The sequence below is a fragment of the Mesorhizobium kowhaii genome (assembly GCF_003253745.1).
Taxonomy (GTDB): domain Bacteria; phylum Pseudomonadota; class Alphaproteobacteria; order Rhizobiales; family Rhizobiaceae; genus Mesorhizobium; species Mesorhizobium kowhaii.
The window spans coordinates 267,489-283,199 of the sequence record NZ_MZXV01000085.1; the positions used below are offsets into that span (position 1 = coordinate 267,489).

At 62.1% G+C, this 15,711-nt stretch carries 18 protein-coding genes; 13 read left to right on the plus strand and 5 right to left on the minus strand.

Annotated features, from left to right (window positions below; translation table 11 throughout):
* Positions 1 to 495: 495 nt before the first annotated feature.
* The 5 genes from pgsA (at position 496) to B5V02_RS39365 (ending at position 3,111) form a co-directional block, all read left to right on the plus strand.
* Positions 496 to 1,092 carry a CDP-diacylglycerol--glycerol-3-phosphate 3-phosphatidyltransferase gene (gene pgsA / locus B5V02_RS39345; protein ID WP_027034531.1) on the plus strand — a complete coding sequence of 199 codons (597 nt, stop codon included), beginning with the start codon at positions 496 to 498 and terminating at the stop codon, positions 1,090 to 1,092.
* Between the two features lies 1 nt (position 1,093).
* Entirely contained in the window at positions 1,094 to 1,351 is a 258-nt protein-coding gene (gene moaD, locus B5V02_RS39350) for a molybdopterin converting factor subunit 1 (RefSeq protein ID WP_111549274.1), read from the plus strand.
* A 3-nt stretch (positions 1,352 to 1,354) separates the two neighbouring features.
* The gene (locus tag B5V02_RS39355) at positions 1,355 to 1,831 is read left to right on the plus strand and encodes a molybdenum cofactor biosynthesis protein MoaE (protein WP_111549275.1); all 477 of its coding nucleotides are present in this window, start codon (positions 1,355 to 1,357) and stop codon (positions 1,829 to 1,831) included.
* Positions 1,832 to 1,912: 81 nt separating this feature from the next.
* Positions 1,913 to 2,677, plus strand: coding sequence for a YbaY family lipoprotein (locus B5V02_RS39360; protein WP_111549397.1), 765 nt, complete (start codon positions 1,913 to 1,915; stop codon positions 2,675 to 2,677).
* 164 nt (positions 2,678 to 2,841) lie between these two features.
* The gene (locus B5V02_RS39365) at positions 2,842 to 3,111 is read left to right on the plus strand and encodes a hypothetical protein (protein WP_111549398.1); all 270 of its coding nucleotides are present in this window, start codon (positions 2,842 to 2,844) and stop codon (positions 3,109 to 3,111) included.
* A 279-nt stretch (positions 3,112 to 3,390) separates the two neighbouring features.
* On the opposite strand, the gene ndk is transcribed toward B5V02_RS39365, so the two are convergent.
* Entirely contained in the window at positions 3,391 to 3,813 is a 423-nt protein-coding gene (ndk, locus tag B5V02_RS39375) for a nucleoside-diphosphate kinase (RefSeq protein WP_111549276.1), read from the minus strand.
* A gap of 313 nt (positions 3,814 to 4,126) precedes the next feature.
* On the opposite strand from ndk, the gene B5V02_RS39380 reads away from it, so the two are divergent.
* On the plus strand, positions 4,127 to 4,384 hold the full coding sequence (locus B5V02_RS39380; protein WP_111549277.1) for a DUF2934 domain-containing protein: 258 nt from the start codon (positions 4,127 to 4,129) through the stop codon (positions 4,382 to 4,384).
* Between the two features lie 84 nt (positions 4,385 to 4,468).
* On the opposite strand, the gene B5V02_RS39385 is transcribed toward B5V02_RS39380, so the two are convergent.
* A complete protein-coding gene (locus B5V02_RS39385; protein WP_111549278.1) occupies positions 4,469 to 5,161 on the minus strand; it encodes a glutathione S-transferase family protein in 693 nt (230 codons plus the stop codon).
* A 60-nt stretch (positions 5,162 to 5,221) separates the two neighbouring features.
* On the opposite strand from B5V02_RS39385, the gene B5V02_RS39390 reads away from it, so the two are divergent.
* Positions 5,222 to 5,734, plus strand: a complete 513-nt coding sequence (locus B5V02_RS39390) for a DinB family protein (protein WP_111549279.1) — start codon at positions 5,222 to 5,224, stop codon at positions 5,732 to 5,734.
* Between the two features lie 50 nt (positions 5,735 to 5,784).
* On the opposite strand, the gene B5V02_RS39395 is transcribed toward B5V02_RS39390, so the two are convergent.
* A complete protein-coding gene (locus tag B5V02_RS39395) occupies positions 5,785 to 6,408 on the minus strand; it encodes a GNAT family N-acetyltransferase (RefSeq protein ID WP_208647200.1) in 624 nt (207 codons plus the stop codon).
* Positions 6,409 to 6,493: 85 nt separating this feature from the next.
* Positions 6,494 to 7,435 carry a LysR substrate-binding domain-containing protein gene (locus tag B5V02_RS39400; RefSeq protein WP_111549280.1) on the minus strand — a complete coding sequence of 314 codons (942 nt, stop codon included), beginning with the start codon at positions 7,433 to 7,435 and terminating at the stop codon, positions 6,494 to 6,496.
* Positions 7,436 to 7,515: 80 nt separating this feature from the next.
* Between B5V02_RS39400 and B5V02_RS40980 the strand changes: the two genes are divergently transcribed.
* The 6 genes from B5V02_RS40980 to B5V02_RS39435 all read left to right on the plus strand — a co-directional run bounded on the left by B5V02_RS40980 (position 7,516) and on the right by B5V02_RS39435 (position 14,492).
* A complete protein-coding gene (locus tag B5V02_RS40980) occupies positions 7,516 to 8,349 on the plus strand; it encodes a hypothetical protein (protein ID WP_167458843.1) in 834 nt (277 codons plus the stop codon).
* Between the two features lie 45 nt (positions 8,350 to 8,394).
* Positions 8,395 to 9,321 (plus strand): DMT family transporter, encoded by a 927-nt coding sequence (locus B5V02_RS39415; protein WP_111549282.1) that lies wholly within the window; start codon positions 8,395 to 8,397, stop codon positions 9,319 to 9,321.
* Complete coding sequence (locus B5V02_RS39420; RefSeq protein ID WP_111549283.1) at positions 9,314 to 9,517, plus strand: hypothetical protein; 204 nt, start codon at positions 9,314 to 9,316, stop codon at positions 9,515 to 9,517. The genes B5V02_RS39415 and B5V02_RS39420 overlap by 8 nt, the downstream gene beginning before the upstream one ends.
* 153 nt (positions 9,518 to 9,670) lie before the next feature.
* On the plus strand, positions 9,671 to 10,129 hold the full coding sequence (locus B5V02_RS39425) for a Ros/MucR family transcriptional regulator (RefSeq protein WP_167458844.1): 459 nt from the start codon (positions 9,671 to 9,673) through the stop codon (positions 10,127 to 10,129).
* Between the two features lie 134 nt (positions 10,130 to 10,263).
* Complete coding sequence (locus B5V02_RS39430) at positions 10,264 to 12,141, plus strand: ABC-F family ATP-binding cassette domain-containing protein (RefSeq protein ID WP_111549284.1); 1,878 nt, start codon at positions 10,264 to 10,266, stop codon at positions 12,139 to 12,141.
* 242 nt (positions 12,142 to 12,383) lie between these two features.
* Complete coding sequence (locus tag B5V02_RS39435; protein WP_111549285.1) at positions 12,384 to 14,492, plus strand: molybdopterin-containing oxidoreductase family protein; 2,109 nt, start codon at positions 12,384 to 12,386, stop codon at positions 14,490 to 14,492.
* A gap of 33 nt (positions 14,493 to 14,525) precedes the next feature.
* On the opposite strand, the gene B5V02_RS39440 is transcribed toward B5V02_RS39435, so the two are convergent.
* On the minus strand, positions 14,526 to 15,665 hold the full coding sequence (locus B5V02_RS39440; RefSeq protein ID WP_111549401.1) for a flavin-containing monooxygenase: 1,140 nt from the start codon (positions 15,663 to 15,665) through the stop codon (positions 14,526 to 14,528).
* Between the last annotated feature and the right edge of the window lie 46 nt (positions 15,666 to 15,711).

Below are 15,711 nucleotides of genomic sequence, written 5' to 3' on the forward strand. Positions count from 1 at the left end.
TCGCACGGCATGTGCTGTCTGGGCGTGTCGGGATCGGCATCTAGTGGCATATGGCGCCTATGTCGCACCAAAGCGTGCAAAAGCGGCATAGATGCCTAGGAAGCCGAAGCCGCCGAGACCACCCTTGTCATGCGTGATCTGTGACAAGCGCATGAAGCGAACGCGCCACAATGGCCAGAAGTTATATTGCGGAAAGCGATGCACGAAACGTGCTGCCGAGTTGCGCGCAGCGGCGCGGTTGCAGGCTTCGGGACATTGCGACGTTCGCAGGTATCCGCCGATGTTTTAGCGAGGGGGCGGGAAAGTTGCGCAATTTGTCGTAAATAATTATTTCGATGAGAACTGATGCATGTCGCCCAAAAGTGCGCAGCGATTTTGGGGCGACGACATGCATCACACTTTCAGCACTTTTCGGCTGGCCAATCGATTTTGGCCTGTTGACCCCCTACAACAGCTTCTGATTTGAGTAGGCAGGCAGAAAGAGTTCCCCAAGACATGGCCAAGCGCGCGTTCAACCTGCCCAACATGCTGACCTACGCCCGCATCGTCGCGGTGCCGCTGGTGGTGCTGTGCTTTTTTCTCGAGGGACATCTGAAGTCGAGCGACTTCGCCCGCTGGTCGGCGCTGATCATCTTCCTGCTCGCAAGCGTCACGGATTACCTGGACGGCTATCTGGCGCGCGCCTGGCAGCAGACCTCCAACATCGGCAAGATGCTCGACCCGATCGCCGACAAGCTGCTGGTCGCTACCTGCCTGCTGCTGCTGGCGGCCGACACCGATCGTCATGCCGGCATTGCCGGCTGGTCGCTGTGGGCGGCGATCATCATCTTGTGCCGCGAAATCCTCGTTTCGGGCCTGCGCGAATATCTGGCGGCGCTCAAGGTCTCGGTGCCGGTGACGCAGCTGGCAAAATGGAAGACCGCGATCCAGATGGTCGCCATCGCCTTCCTGCTGGCTGGGCCGGCCGGCGACAAGATCTTCCCGCTGACCACCCAGACCGGGCTGGTGCTGCTGTGGATCGCGGCGCTGGTCACGCTCTATACCGGCTACGACTATTTCCGCGCCGGCCTCAAGCACATCATGGACGAGTGAGATGACGACCCGGCTCATCTATTTTGCCTGGGTGCGCGAGCGGATCGGCCTGCCTGAGGAAGACGTCGACTTGCCTGCTGGCATCGAGACGGTCGCCGACCTGCTGCGCTGGCTGAAATCGCGTGGCGAGGGCTACGAGCACGCGCTGCAATATCCCGACGTGATCCGCGTCGCCATCAACCAGGAACATGTCGAGCATCGCGAGAAGATTGCCGGCGCCCGCGAGATTGCACTGTTTCCGCCGATGACCGGGGGCTGACCCATGCCGGCCGCCGTGGTACCGACGGTGCGGATCCAGCGCGAAGATTTCGACGTCGCTGCCGAGATCGCCAGGCTGACGCAGGGCCGCGCCGATATCGGCGCCGTGGTGACCTTCTCCGGCCTTTGCCGCGACGAGCAGGGCGCGCTCTCGGCACTCGAACTCGAGCATTATCCCGGCATGGCGGAAGCCGAGATCAGCCGCATCGCCACTGAAGCGGTTCAGCGCTGGCCGCTGCAAGGCCTCACCGCCATCCACCGCCATGGCAAGATCGCGCCCGGCGACAACATCGTGCTGGTGGTGGCGGCTTCGGCGCATCGCCAGGCGGCGTTCGAGGCGGCGAACTTTCTCATGGACTACCTGAAATCGCGCGCGCCGTTCTGGAAGAAGGAGCATCGCACTGACGGCTCCGAGGGCGGCTGGGTCGAGGCCAAGGAAGCCGACGCCAGGGCCGCACAGCGCTGGAAACCATCCGAATAAAATCCTGCCCGCAGCCATGCATTGACCGCAATCCTTTGGCCAATTGACCGCGGTTGGTCAGCTTGGGCGAGGGAGATGGTCATGCTGGACAGGATCGCGGAGTTCTTCGTCTTCGGTTTCGTGCCGCTGGTCGTCGGCATGTTGGCCGTGCCGGAACTGTCTGTTGCCGCCGAGACGGCCGTGAGAGGCGAGGTCATCTATCGCGAGCGCATCGCCTTGCCGCCCAGTGCCGTGCTCTCCGTCCAGCTTGCCGACGTCTCGCTGGCCGATGCGCCGGCCACGATCATCGGCGAACAGAAAGTGAAGCCAACCGGCCAGGTGCCGATCAGCTTCGAAGTCAAATTCGACCCGTCCGTCATCCGAACGCAGATGACCTACGCGCTGCAAGCCCGCATTACCGTCGACGACAAGCTCCTGTTCATCTCCGATATGCGCCATCAGGTCGATCCGCTGACCGACGTACCGCAGACCATCATGCTGAAGATGGTCACGCCGAGCGCCGAGCCGACGGCTTCTGTCTTTGATCAGCTCTGGCTGGTGGACTTTGTCGACGGCATTGGCGCCATCGCTGCCCCGCAAGCCACTTTCAGGGTCAGCGAGGCTGGCAAGGCTGGCGGCAGCGGCCCCTGCAACACCTACTTCGCCACCGCCAAGGTCGATGGCCAGGCGATCGCGATCAGCGACATCGGCTCGACCTACAAGGCCTGCGCACCCGAGGTGATGGCTGAGGAAAAGGCGCTGTTCGATGCATTGACCAAGGCGGCGTCATACAGTGTCGGCGCCGGCAAGCTCGTCATATCAGACAAGGATGGCCGTGAGATCCTGCGCTTCAGCGCCGCAAGCTAGCGCGGATTTCATCGCCAATACTTTTCCGGAATAATTCAGGCAAGAGAAGCGTTTCTCTCTCAGACATGGCGGGTAAGGCAAAAGGGATATTTTCGAATTTCCCTTCGTTGAAGCCGCCAGACCTGCTGCGGCTCGTTCTGGCTTTAACTCAAAGGAGTCCAGAGATGAAAACGCACGCGCTTATCCTTGCTGCCACAGGCGTATCGCTCCTTGCTCTTGCCGGCCTTGCGAAGGCGGACGACCATCTGTTCAATGCCCTTCAGCATGGTCTCAGCACCGACGGCCAACCCTTCCATACCAACAAGGCCGACCACAGCGGCGATCTCGCGCCTGGGCAGGGTAGTCCATTTGCAGGGGCCGATACCCAGACACCGTCCACCGACACGGCAGCAGCGAACGCCCATGCGAACGTAAAAGATCGCCAGCCGAAGTGACCAGAACCCGATCTCGATGGTCTGATCATCGGCCGGAAAACAGCATTTCCAGAGCAAGTTCCGCCAAGGTCACGTCGTTGGGTGTGCCGAAAACAGTGGTGATGTTGAGGAAGGACACAGGGCCGAGCCGTGTCGCGACGCGCAGCGGCGTCGCCAGCCGCTGCGCGCCTCCAGTCCTTCCGCTGTTTCGGAGCGTGCGCGAGACCTGACTGTTCCGCCAATGAAAAAGGCCGGCGAAACGCCGGCCCTTTTACGTGATCCAAGGTCTGGACTGTCGGCTCAGCCGACGATCTCGGTGTCCGAGAACCAGTATTTGATCTCTTCCGCGGCGGTCTCCGGCGCATCGGAGCCGTGCACCGAGTTTTCGCCGATCGACAGCGCATGCACCTTGCGGATGGTGCCTTCGGCGGCATTGGCCGGGTTGGTGGCGCCCATCACTTCGCGGTTCTTGGCAATGGCGTTCTCGCCTTCCAGCACCTGCACGATGGTCGGTGCCGACGACATGAACTCCACCAGCTCGCCGAAGAACGGACGCTCCTTGTGGACGGCGTAAAAGCCTTCCGCCTCACGGCGGCTCATCCAGACCCGGCGCGAGGCGATGACGCGCAGGCCGGCCTCTTCCAGCATCATGGTGATGGCGCCGGTGAGGTTGCGCCGGGTTGCGTCCGGCTTGATCATGGAAAAGGTGCGTTCGAGCGCCATGGGTCGTCCTTGTGATGAGAATGGAATTGAGAGTGGCGGGCTCTATACAAGCCGCCCGGCCCATTGCCAAGGGGTGAGGCCAAGGGGGCGAGGACGGTCCGCCAAGCGGACGGAAAGCCAATTGCTTGGCTTTCCGAGTGACGAACGCCCGGAGCGAGAGCGAAGGGCTGGAACGCTGCGCGTTTCTGCGCCAGGCCGGCGCCGATGAGGCGGACCGGCAGGCGAGATCGGATGGCTGTAATGCGATGCTTTGCTTGCTATAGTCGCGTGTCGGCGCCGCGCTGGAGTCGGCCCGAATGGAGACAACACGACCATGGCAGACGATCGTCAGGAACGCATTCGCAACCGCGCGCATCAGATCTGGCTGCAAGAGGGACAACCGGCTGGCCACCATGATCGCCATTGGCATCAGGCGACAGCCGACATCGACCAGGAAGATGCCGGGGGGAAATCGTCGGCAACCAAAAAGCCCGTCAAGAAGGCAGCCGGCGCCGCCAAGCCAAAAGCCGCCCCCAAGGAGGCGAAGGCTGCCGCAAAGACCAGCAAGCCCAAAAAGGCTGCGGCCAAGTAAGGCCTGGCTATCTCGCTGCTGACCTTGCTCGCAAGGGATTGACGACCCCGTGCCTGCCCTGCGGTAAGGTCAGGGGTCCAGGCGTCACGCCGCTGCCGCCACCTTTCGTGCCAGCCCGCCGTGCAGGTCGAGGCAGCGGGCGAACCATTGCGCCGCCACGTCGCTGTCGTCGAGCAGCTGGTAGGGCGAGGCTATGCGTGCCCATTGCAGGGCACCGAAGACGATGTAGTCGGCAAACAGCGGTGATGCACCGCCGATGTACGGCTGGTAGCCGAGCATTGAGCGCAGCGGCTCCAGTGCGGCGCGGAATGTTGCCAACCCGGCGTCGCGCGCGATGACGACATCTTCCAGCCGCTTGCCGAGGCGCTGCTCGCGGCTCTGGCGGAAATACACGGCGTTCTCTTCGTCCTGCATGGCGTGGAGATCGATAATCGCCGCGGTGGTGACATAGGGATGGATGGTCAGCTGCGACCAGCGCTCGACGAAGCGCGCCATCGCCTTGCCACCTTCGCCGCCAAACAGCGTCGGCCGATCCGGATAGGCTTCATCGAGATAGAGCGCGATGGCGAAGGAATCGGCGACGACCTTGTCGCCGTCTCGGATCACCGGAACGGTTTTCGAAACGCCGCCCTCGACAGCGGGCACCTCGAGAAAGCGCGTCGGTGCGGTCGAAATGGCGAGCCCCTTATGGGCAAGCGCCATCCCCACCTTCCAGCAATGCGGGCTGAACGGACGGGTCGCGTCGCGTCCGACGAGGTCATAGAGCAGAATGGTCATTGGCGGCGGCTCCCCCGCAGGTTAGGTAGGCCCCGTATCGATGCGAGCCGAGGGGAAACCATGAGACAGCATTTCATGATGTTTGCGGCCTATAATCAATGGGCCAACAACCGCGTCTATGATGCCGCCGCTGAGCTCGACGAAGAGGAATTCAACCGCAATGTCGGCGCCTTCTTCGGCTCGATGATGGGCACGCTCAACCATCTGCTGACAGCCGACCGCATCTGGATGAAGCGCTTCACCGGGGAGGGCGACGCGCCAACGACGCTGGACGCCATCCTGTACCGGGCCTTGCCTGGCCTGCGGATGGCGCGCGAAGCCGAGGACAGGAGGATCATCGATTGGGTCGGCGGCCTCGGCGACAAGGCGTTGACGGGCCGCTTCACGTACATGACTGTCTCGGACATGCGCACGGTCTCGCAAAGGCTGGCGCCGGCGCTGGATCATGTCTTCAACCACCAGACACATCATCGCGGCCAGGCGCATACGATTCTGACCATCCTGGGACGGCCAAGCCTGGGGTTGGACCTGATGCTCTTCCAGCGAACCGAGGAGGGCAGGGCTTTCGCCTGATCCCGTGATGGTTTTCGCTGCCAGTCCGCAGGTTGCGCGGCCCGCGCTGACTATCGCTGCATCTTGTGCAGCAGCATTTTCTTTATGTCCGGCCACTCGGAATCGATGATGCTGAACCGGACGGAATTGCGCTTTCTGCCGTCTGGCATGATCCGCTCGTTGCGAACGATCCCCTCCTGCTTTGCCCCTATTCGCAGAATGGCTGCCCTTGACGCGACGTTCAGTTCGTCCGTGGTGAATTGCACGCGGACACACTCCATGACCTCGAATGCATGGGTCAGCAGAAGATACTTCGCCTCGGTATTGACCCCCGACCGCTGAGCCGAGCTGCTGAGCCAGCTATGCCCAATCTCCAACTTTCTATTGGTGCGATCGATCTTCCAAAAACGCGTACTCCCGCAGAGCAGTCCCGTGCTGCGCATGACGATTGCGTAGGGCATGACGGTGCCAGCCTGTCGTCCAGCCAGGGCGTTGGCGATATATCCATCGATCGTGCCCGGTCCCGGGACCACGGTGGCCTTCAGGTTCCACAGCTCACCATCCGCTGCCGCGCTCAGAAGCCCAGACGAATGGCCCTGCTGAAGCGGCGTGAGCTCAACGGTCTTGCCGACCAGGGTGGGCTGTATGGATTGCGGGTGGGCGTCCATTGGCCGATGGTTCTCAACTTCGGACATGGCTTCTGATCGGTCGACACTCGTCGGTGGACAATCAATCCGACCAATCCGACGCTTGCGCGAACAGATTGCCGGACGTCGAAGCTCAGTAGCCGATCTCGCTGTCCAGCTGGCTCTGCGTCAGCGCGGCTTCCGCCGCGATCCACTGCTTGAACAGCGATACCTTGCGCGCAGGTAGCGTCTTGTCGGAGCAGACGAAATACCACCCCGCCGTATTCGGGTGATGCACAGCGAATGGGGCCACCAGCCTTTCGGCGCGGATATCGCTGGCCATATAGGCACGATTGGCCACGGCAAATCCCAACCCGGCAGTGGCCGCCTCGTAGGACATCATGCAAGAATCGAAATAGATGCTTTTGGTCTGCTGGAGCACGGAACTGGCGCCGGCGAAGTCGAGCCATGATTGCCAGTTCTGGGTGCAGGTGTCGGAATGCAGCAGCGTGAAGTGGCGCAGATCTTGGGGCCTCACCTTCGACAGCGGCTTGTCGCCCAGGATTTCGTGGAAGAGTTTCCGGCTGCACACCGGCGTCAGGTCTTCCTTGAACAGGAGGTCGGCGCTGAGGTCGAGGAAACGGCCGTCGCCATAGCGGATCTCGACATCGAATTCGGATGTCGAGAATTCATGCGTCGCGTAGGAGGTCGAAACGCGCATCTCGATATCCGGGTATTGCTGTTGGAACAGCGGCAGGCGCGGAAACAACCAGCGCGCGGCAAAAGTCGGCAACACTGAAATCTTCAACACATGCTCCTGCGATTGCCCGGTTGCTTCCATGCTGGCGGCAACGATTCGCTCCAGCGCCTCTCGAACGCGCGAAACATAGGTCTCGCCCTCCGGCGTCAGCGACACCGCATTGCCGCCACGCAGGAAGATCTTGAAGCGAAGCTGGTCCTCCAGGCTTTTGACGCGCTGGCTGACCGCGGAAGCGGTGATGAACTGCTCTTCGCCGGCGCGCGTGAAATTCCTGTGCCTCGCAGCACTCTCCACGATTTTCAGCGAATTGAGGTTGACCTGACTGAGCAGACGCACGGTTTCGACCTTAAGCTGGGCTTACGCTAGCACTAGCATTCCTAATTTTACAGGGGTTGCCCCCATCCTGGAGAAGTACAATGAACGCCCATACCATTCCCGAACTGCGTTATGCGATGAGCCGCGAAGCCATCATCGGCCACGAAACCGCCTGGAAAGTGTCGAGTTTCGGCGTCGCGCAATATCTGCACGGCTATGACCCGGCTCTGCTTGCCGCAATTGAGGAGGCTGCACTGAAGCTCAAAGCCAGTCATGCCGTGCACAAGCACCTCGACTTGACCTTCATCACCGGCGCCGACCGTTTTATCCCTGAGATCAAGGAGTTGCTGCATGACAAGCTGCGCCTGGAGCGGCTGTCCGACATGATGGGCACCAAGCTTGAGCCGTATCCGCTGTCGATCGTCGGCTCTACGGTGACCTTCATGAATCCCAAGGACGGTGCCGTGGAATGGCATTGCGATGGCGTTCCGGTCACCGAGCTCATTCCGCTGTCGATCAGCAGTCCGCTGGTCGGCGGCCACCTCGAAATCTACTGCGACGACTCCGAAACCGGCCGCGCCATCCTCGAATCCGGCCGCGAGATTCCGCGCAACCGTGTCATGCGCATCGATCACAAAATGAATTACGCGACGCTTGGGCAGTTTCTCGGGGTCCTGCACCGCACCGCGCCGATCCGATTCGGCGAGCGCGTCACGCTCGTGCTCAACCAGCGCTCGGTGGCCAAGCCCTATGTCGACGACAACCGCATGTTCTATCTCGCCGCGGACAACGACCATGACCGCGAATGGGTCAACGAACTGGCCGAAGACGTCTGGACCAACCAGTTGCCGGCCTATCGCCGGTTTGAGGAAGAGCATCCCGTCCCGGTGTCGTCCGAGACGCCGGTTCCGGGCGGAGCAAGGGAATCATGGTAAGGAACCACGATCCCGAAAAGTGGGAACCGGTTTTCGGACAGGATCATGGTCAAACACAGAGATAGAGCCCCATGCCTATTCTTTCGGCATGGATCTGGCTCGATATCCGCGCTGGTCTTTGCTGCCGGCGCGGTGGCGTTGTGGTCGACCAATGCGCTGGTCGGCAAATCCCTGCTGGCCAGCCATCCGGTGTCGCAGGTACAGTTCCTGCAATTTACAGGCGCTGCACTCGTCTTCGCCGCCATCCGGTTGAGGAGCCGGGAAAGAGCCGCCCCGGTCTCGGCCGGGGCCGCGCTCGTGTCTCTCGCGGTCGGCTTCATCGGTCTGGTCGGCACCATGGTGCTGCAATACATCGCTTTCGCCTCGATGCCGGTGATCGAGGCCAATCTGGTGGCCTACACCTGGCCGTTGATGGTCGCGGCGGCGGTCATCACTTTGGACAATCCGCGGCGCCCGGCACTGCTGGGCCTCGCCGCGGTCGTGGGCTTCATCGGCGTTGCTCTGGTGATTTCGGGAGGGCGCAACCAATCCTGGCTCCAGGGCGATTTCGTCGGCTATGTCGCCGCATTCGGGTCCGCACTGTGCATGGCCTTCTATTCGATCATGGTGGGACGGGTTGCCACCTCGCCGGATCGTCTGTTGCTGCCGTCGTCGCTGATCGGTGTCGCCTTGACGTTCTTGTGGTGCGTTCGCGACGGTTTCGCCTGGCCCGTCGGCACGGACCTCGTTTTCGGCCTCTATCTCGGCGCCGGTCCGATGGGGTTGGGCTACTATTTCTGGTCGCGCGCCTTGAAGCTCGAAGGCAGCGGCAAGGTCGCGGTCGTCGCCTATCTCACGCCGATCGCTTCGACACTGTTGCTGTCCCTGTCCGGCGAAAGGCTGACGATGACGGCCATTGTCGGAGCCGTCCTTGTCATCGGCAGTTGCGTCGCGGTCGGCGTGGAGCGTTCGGAGGCCGAGAACCATGTTTGACGAAAATGAGCGTCTGGCCAGGCAGGAAGCGCATTGGCTGATCAAGGAATTTGGCGCCGAGGCACCGCTTTATGCTGCTATGAAAGCCGAAAAGGCGATAGAGCAAAAGGATTTCAGGCGTTGCGCCCGGTGGAAGCGTATTCTAGAGATATTGGCCGACGGCCATGCTGCGAAGTCTGCTAGTCCCAAGTATTAGATTTTCTAATTTGCGCGTCGTCGATTTTCCATGAAAGATAATTGTTGCGAGTCTTGATTCATTTTTGAGACTTGGCGGTCCGTTGGGGGACGGGGTTGAGGAGATACATAGACATAAGTCTTCGCTGGGGTGGATGACTTTGTCGCAAATAGGATGAAAGAATTGTCAAATATCGATGATAAGACCGTTATCGAACTGACGGCCGATATTGTCTCGGCCTATATAGGCAACAATCCGCTTCCGGCTTCCGGTCTGCCGGAGCTAATTGCCAGCGTCAGCGCTTCGGTTCGCAAGCTGGCTGGTGCGCCTGTCACGGAAAGCCCAAGCCTGGTTCCGGCCGTGAACCCGAAGAAGTCGGTGTTTCCCGACTACATCATCTGCCTTGAGGACGGAAAGAAGTTCAAGTCGCTCAAGCGACACCTCAGGACTGACTATGGCCTGAGCCCGGACGACTACCGGGCCAAATGGGGCTTGCCGCCGGACTATCCGATGGTTGCGCCAAACTATTCGGCGACACGGTCGGCGCTGGCAAAGTCGACAGGACTTGGCCGCAAACCGGCAGCAGCGCCGGCCGTCGTAGCCAAGGCGACGAAGCGCAAGGCGACTGCCTGAGCGCTGCTTGACCGGGTAGGCAGGCTGATCGGCTGCCTTGACGGCGCCCTTGCGGGCGTCGTTTTCAGGCCTTGTGCGGCCAACTGGCCCACAAGGTCTTGCGAAGCGTTGATGTCCGGTGCAAAAGCGCGGCCATGCTGATCATCAACGACCTTTCGCTCCGCATGGCCGGACGCCTGCTTCTCGACCACGCCTCGCTGACCTTGCCGGCCGGCACCAAGGCCGGTCTTGTCGGTCGAAACGGCACCGGCAAGACGACGCTGTTCAAGGCCATCACCGGTGACCTGGCTTCCGAAACCGGCTCGATCAGCCTGCCCAAGAACACGCGCATCGGCCAGGTGGCGCAGGAAGCGCCCGGCACCGAGGACGCGCTGATCGAGATCGTGCTCAAGGCCGATCTCGAGCGCAAGGCGCTGCTCGAAGAGGAACAGACCGCAACCGATCCGCACCGCATTGCCGACATCCATATGCGGCTGGCCGACATCGACGCGCACTCAGCCGAGTCTCGCGCGGCCACCATTCTTGCAGGTCTCGGTTTCGATGATGCCGCGCAGCGCCGCCCGGCCTCGTCCTTCTCCGGCGGCTGGCGCATGCGCGTGGCGCTTGCGGCGGTGCTGTTCGCTGAGCCCGACCTTTTGCTCCTCGACGAGCCGACCAATTATCTCGACCTCGAAGGCACGCTGTGGCTGGAAAACTATGTGTCGAAGTATCCGCACACAGTACTTCTGATCTCGCACGACCGCGACCTGCTCAATCGCGCCGTCAATTCGATCGTTCATCTCGACCAGAAGAAGCTGACCTTCTGGCGCGGCGGTTATGACCAGTTCGAGCGCCAGTATACCGAGCAGAAGGAACTGCAGGAGAAGGGCAGGGTCAAGCAGGAAGCCGCCCGCAAGCATATGGAATCCTTCGTCGAACGCTTCCGCGCCAAGGCCTCGAAGGCAAGACAGGCGCAGTCGCGCATCAAGGCGCTGGAGAGGATGAAGCCGATCGCCGCGATCGTCAACGACGCGGTGCGGCCATTCTCCTTCCCCGAGCCGGTGAAGACGGTGGCCTCGCCGATCGTGGCGCTGAACAACGTCAATGTCGGCTACACCGAAGGGCAGCCGATCCTCAAGAAGATGACGCTGCGCATCGATGCCGACGACCGCATCGCGCTGCTTGGCGCCAACGGCAACGGCAAGTCGACCTTCGCCAAATTGCTGTCCGGCCGGCTGAAGCAGGAGACCGGCACGATGACGGTGGCGCCCGGCCTGAAGGTGGCGATCTTTGCCCAGCACCAGCTCGACGATCTCCGGCCTGACGAAAACGCCTATGAGCATGTGCGCCGGCTGATGCCGGAGGCGCCGGAATCCAAGGTGCGCGGCCGTGTCGCCCAGTTCGGCCTCACCACCGAAAAGATGAACACCGCCGCAAAGGATCTGTCCGGTGGCGAGAAGGCGCGGCTTCTGATGGGCCTGTCGGCCTTCGAGGGACCGAACCTGTTCATCCTCGACGAGCCGACCAACCATCTCGACATCGACAGCCGCGAATCCCTGATCCATGCGCTGAACGAATTTCCCGGTGCGGTGATCCTGATCTCGCACGATCGCCACCTGCTGGAGGCGACCGCTGACCGGCTGTGGCTGGTCAAGGACGGCGCGGTCAACCCCTATGACGGCGACCTCGAAGACTACAAGACGCTGGTCACCGGTGTGTCCGGCGACCGCCGCGGCAAGCGCGAGGCGGACAAGGCGTCAAAGGCCGACCGCCGCCGCGACGCGGCAGCACGCCGCGCCGCCTTCGAGCCGCTGGCCAAGGAAATCCGCGCCACCGAAGCGCTGATGGACCGCATCCGCAAGCGCATCGACGGCATCGAGGACGAGCTGTCCAATCCGGCCGTCTACGAGAAGGATCCCTCGACGGCGACGCGACTGGCCAAGGAGCGCTCGCAACTGGCCCAGACGCTGGCCGGCCACGAGGAAAAATGGCTGACCATGTCGGCCGAGTATGAGGAAGGCACGGCGGAGTAGGTATGTCGAAGGAATCTTGGATTGGGGCTGCGAAGGTTTTGGCGATCAATCCAGGGGCTGTCGTAAAATGCCCTGAATGCGGAGAAGGCAATCTGGTTGTCGTCGACGCGGGGGCAGGGGCCGCGCATGTCGAGCGTCATATGCATTGCCCAAAATGCGGCGCCTACAATGCGCTCTTCAAGCGAACCGACGGCGTGTAACTGGCCCTACACGCCGCGCCCGAAAGCCGTTAGACAAGTGCCATGAACCAGCACGCCAAGCTCAGAATCGGCCATTCGGCCTGTCCGCACGATTGCCCGTCGACTTGCGCGCTCGAGGTCGAGCTGCTCGATGGCAACCGCATCGGCCGCGTCCATGGCGCCAAAGCCAACAGCTATACGGCAGGCGTCATCTGCGCCAAGGTCGCGCGCTATGCCGACCGTGTCCATCATCCCGACCGTTTGCTGAAGCCGCTGGTGCGGGCCGGCGCCAAGGGCGACGGCGCCTGGAAGGAAGCAAGCTGGGAGGCCGCGCTCGACCTCGTCGCCGAAAAATTCATCGCGGCCGAGGAGAAATACGGCTCGGAGACGGTCTGGCCCTATTACTATGCCGGCACGATGGGGCTGGTGCAGCGCGACGGTATCGACCGGCTGCGCCACGCCAAGAAGTACTCCGGCTTTTTCGGCTCGATCTGCACCAATCTGGCCTGGACCGGCTGGATGATGGGGGCCGGAGCCTTGCGCGGACCCGATCCGCGCGAGATGGCGAAATCCGATTGCGTGGTGATCTGGGGCACCAATGCGGTGGTCACCCAAGTCAACGTCATGACCCACGCCATCAAGGCGCGCAAGGAGCGCGGCGCCAGGATCGTCGTCATCGACGTCTATGAGAACGCGACGATGAAGCAGGCCGATCTTGGCCTGGTGCTGAAGCCCGGCACCGATGGCGCGCTGGCCTGCGCGGTCATGCATATCCTGTTCAGGGAAGGCATGGCCGACCGCGCCTATCTCGAGAAGTACACGGACGATCCGAAAGGGCTGGAAGAGCATCTGAGGACTCGCACACCGGAATGGGCAGCGGCCATTACCGGTTTGACGGTCGCCGAGATCGAGGCGTTCGCCCGGCTCGTCGGCACGACAAAGAAGACCTATTTCCGCCTCGGCTATGGTTTTGCGCGCCAGCGCAACGGCTCGGTCAACATGCACGCGGCCGCCTCCATCGCCGCCGTCACCGGCTGCTGGCAATATGAGGGCGGCGGCGCCTTCCATTCCAATTCCGGCATCTTCAAGCTCAACCAGGATGTGCTGGAAGGCACCAAGATGCGCGATCCCTCGATCCGCTATCTCGACCATTCGCGCATCGGCCCGGTGCTGACCGGGGCGAAGGAGGCGCTCTATGGCGGTCCGCCGGTGACGGCGATGCTGATCCAGAACACCAACCCGGCCAATGTCGCGCCCGAACAGCGGCTGGTGAAGCAGGGTTTTCTGCGCGACGACCTGTTCACCTGCGTGCACGAGCAGTTCATGACCGATACGGCCAAGCTCGCCGATGTCGTGCTGCCGGCGACGATGTTCCTCGAACACGACGACATCTACAAGGGCGGCGGCAACCAGCACATCACGCTCGGCCCCAAGCTGATCGACCCGCCGGAAGGGCCGCGCACCAACCATTTCGTCATCGAGGAACTGGCTGAGCGTCTCGGCGTCGCCGACCGTCCGGGCTTCGGCCTCACCGAACAGCAGCATATCGACATCATCTTGGGCAAGCGCGGGCTGGGCAGTTTCGACAGCTTGAAAGAAGACAAGTGGGTCGACCTGCAGCCGGATTTCGACACCGCGCATTTCATCAAGGGATTTGGCCATGCGGATGGGAAATTCCGCTTCCGCGCCGACTGGACCGGGCAGGCGGCGCCCAACCGGCCGCCGAAAAGCATGGGCCTGTTCGGCCCGGTGGAGCGGCTGCCAGAATTCCCCGACCATGTCGATCTGATCGAGGTCGCCGATGCAGCACACCCGTTCCGGCTGACGACATCGCCGGCGCGCAACTTTCTCAACTCGACATTTTCGGAAACACCGGTGTCGAAGGCCAAGGAAGTGCGGCCGGAACTGCTTCTGCATCCCGACGATGCGGCGGCCCATGGGCTCGCCGACGGCGACCGCGTCGAGGTCGGCAACGAGCGCGGCGAAGTGGTGCTGCACGCAAAACTGTTCGACGGCATCAAGCGCGGCGTCGTCATAGCCGAAGGCATCTGGCCAAACAGCGCGCATGAGCGCGGCGAGGGCATCAACGTGCTGACCGGCGCCGATGCGCCCGCACCTTATGGCGGCGCTGCCTTCCACGACAACAAGGTGTGGCTGCGCGCGGCAAGCTGAGGCTGAAGAGAGCTCCGCTCCTCTCGCGCCAATTCATACCGGCAGGATTTCGGCCACCTTCTTTCGGTCTTGTCGCAGCCGGATGTCGTCGGCGATCTGCTCGGCCTCGATCGAGATTTCGCGCAGCAATCCGGTGACCGGATTGTGGAAGCCGATGAGATAAAGGCCGAGCTCCGAAGCCCTTGCGTTGACGCCGCTGCGACCCGGCTGGATGCCGGGCCCCAGCAACCTGGCGTAGCCCGGCCGGAAGCCTGTGGCGAAGATGATCGCATCGAACTCGCCATGCCTGCCGTCGGCAAAATGGGCGCCTTGTTCGGTGATCTTGGCAATGTCGGGTGCGATCTTGATCGCGCCTTCGCGGATCTTGCGGACCGTGCCGACATCGATCATCGGGATGCGCGCCGCCACGGCGATCTGCTGCAACATCCCTTGCTTCGGCCGCCTGAGCCCATATTTCTCCAACCTGCCCAGCGCCAGATCGAGGATGACAGGGAATAAGGCATCATTGATGCGTTGCGGCATCAGGCGCGACGCCATGCCGATCATCTGGATGGGCACGCCAAGCAGCTCTCGCGGCACGATATGAACGCCGCCGCGCACCGAAATCGTCGGTCGCGCGCCGCCTTCCACCAGGTCGAGCGCAATCTCGGCGCCGGTGTTACCCATGCCGACGATCAGCACCGACTGGCCGGCAAAAGGCGTGGCGTTGCGATAGTCGGCGCTGTGCAGCCTTTGACCCCTGAAGGCATCGGCGCCGGCAAATCCGGGCATCAGCGGCTCGGCATTGTTGCCCGACCCGATCACCACGTGAGAGGCATGCAGGGTGCCGGATGTCGCTTCGACATGCCAGCCTCTCCCTTGTTGCCGGGTGATCATCCGCACTGTCTCACCAAATCGGGGACGCAAGTCGAAGCGCTGCGCATAAGCGTCGAGGTAGTCGGCGAAGAGATCGCGCGGCACGTAGCGTGGATAATCCTTGGGAAAGGGTACGAAGGGCAGCGAGGAATAGCGTTTGGTCGTGTGCAGGTGGACGCGCTCATAGTGGCGTCGCCAGGCGGGTGCGGCCTGCGCCTCTTTTTCGAGGATGACGAAGTCGACCCCCGTCTGTCGCAGGCATGCAGCAATGGCCAGGCCTGCCGGCCCGGCACCGATGATTGCAACTGGATCGTCCAACCGCGCCTCCGCTGCCGAATTCGTGGCGCCGAGAATGTCAGAAACA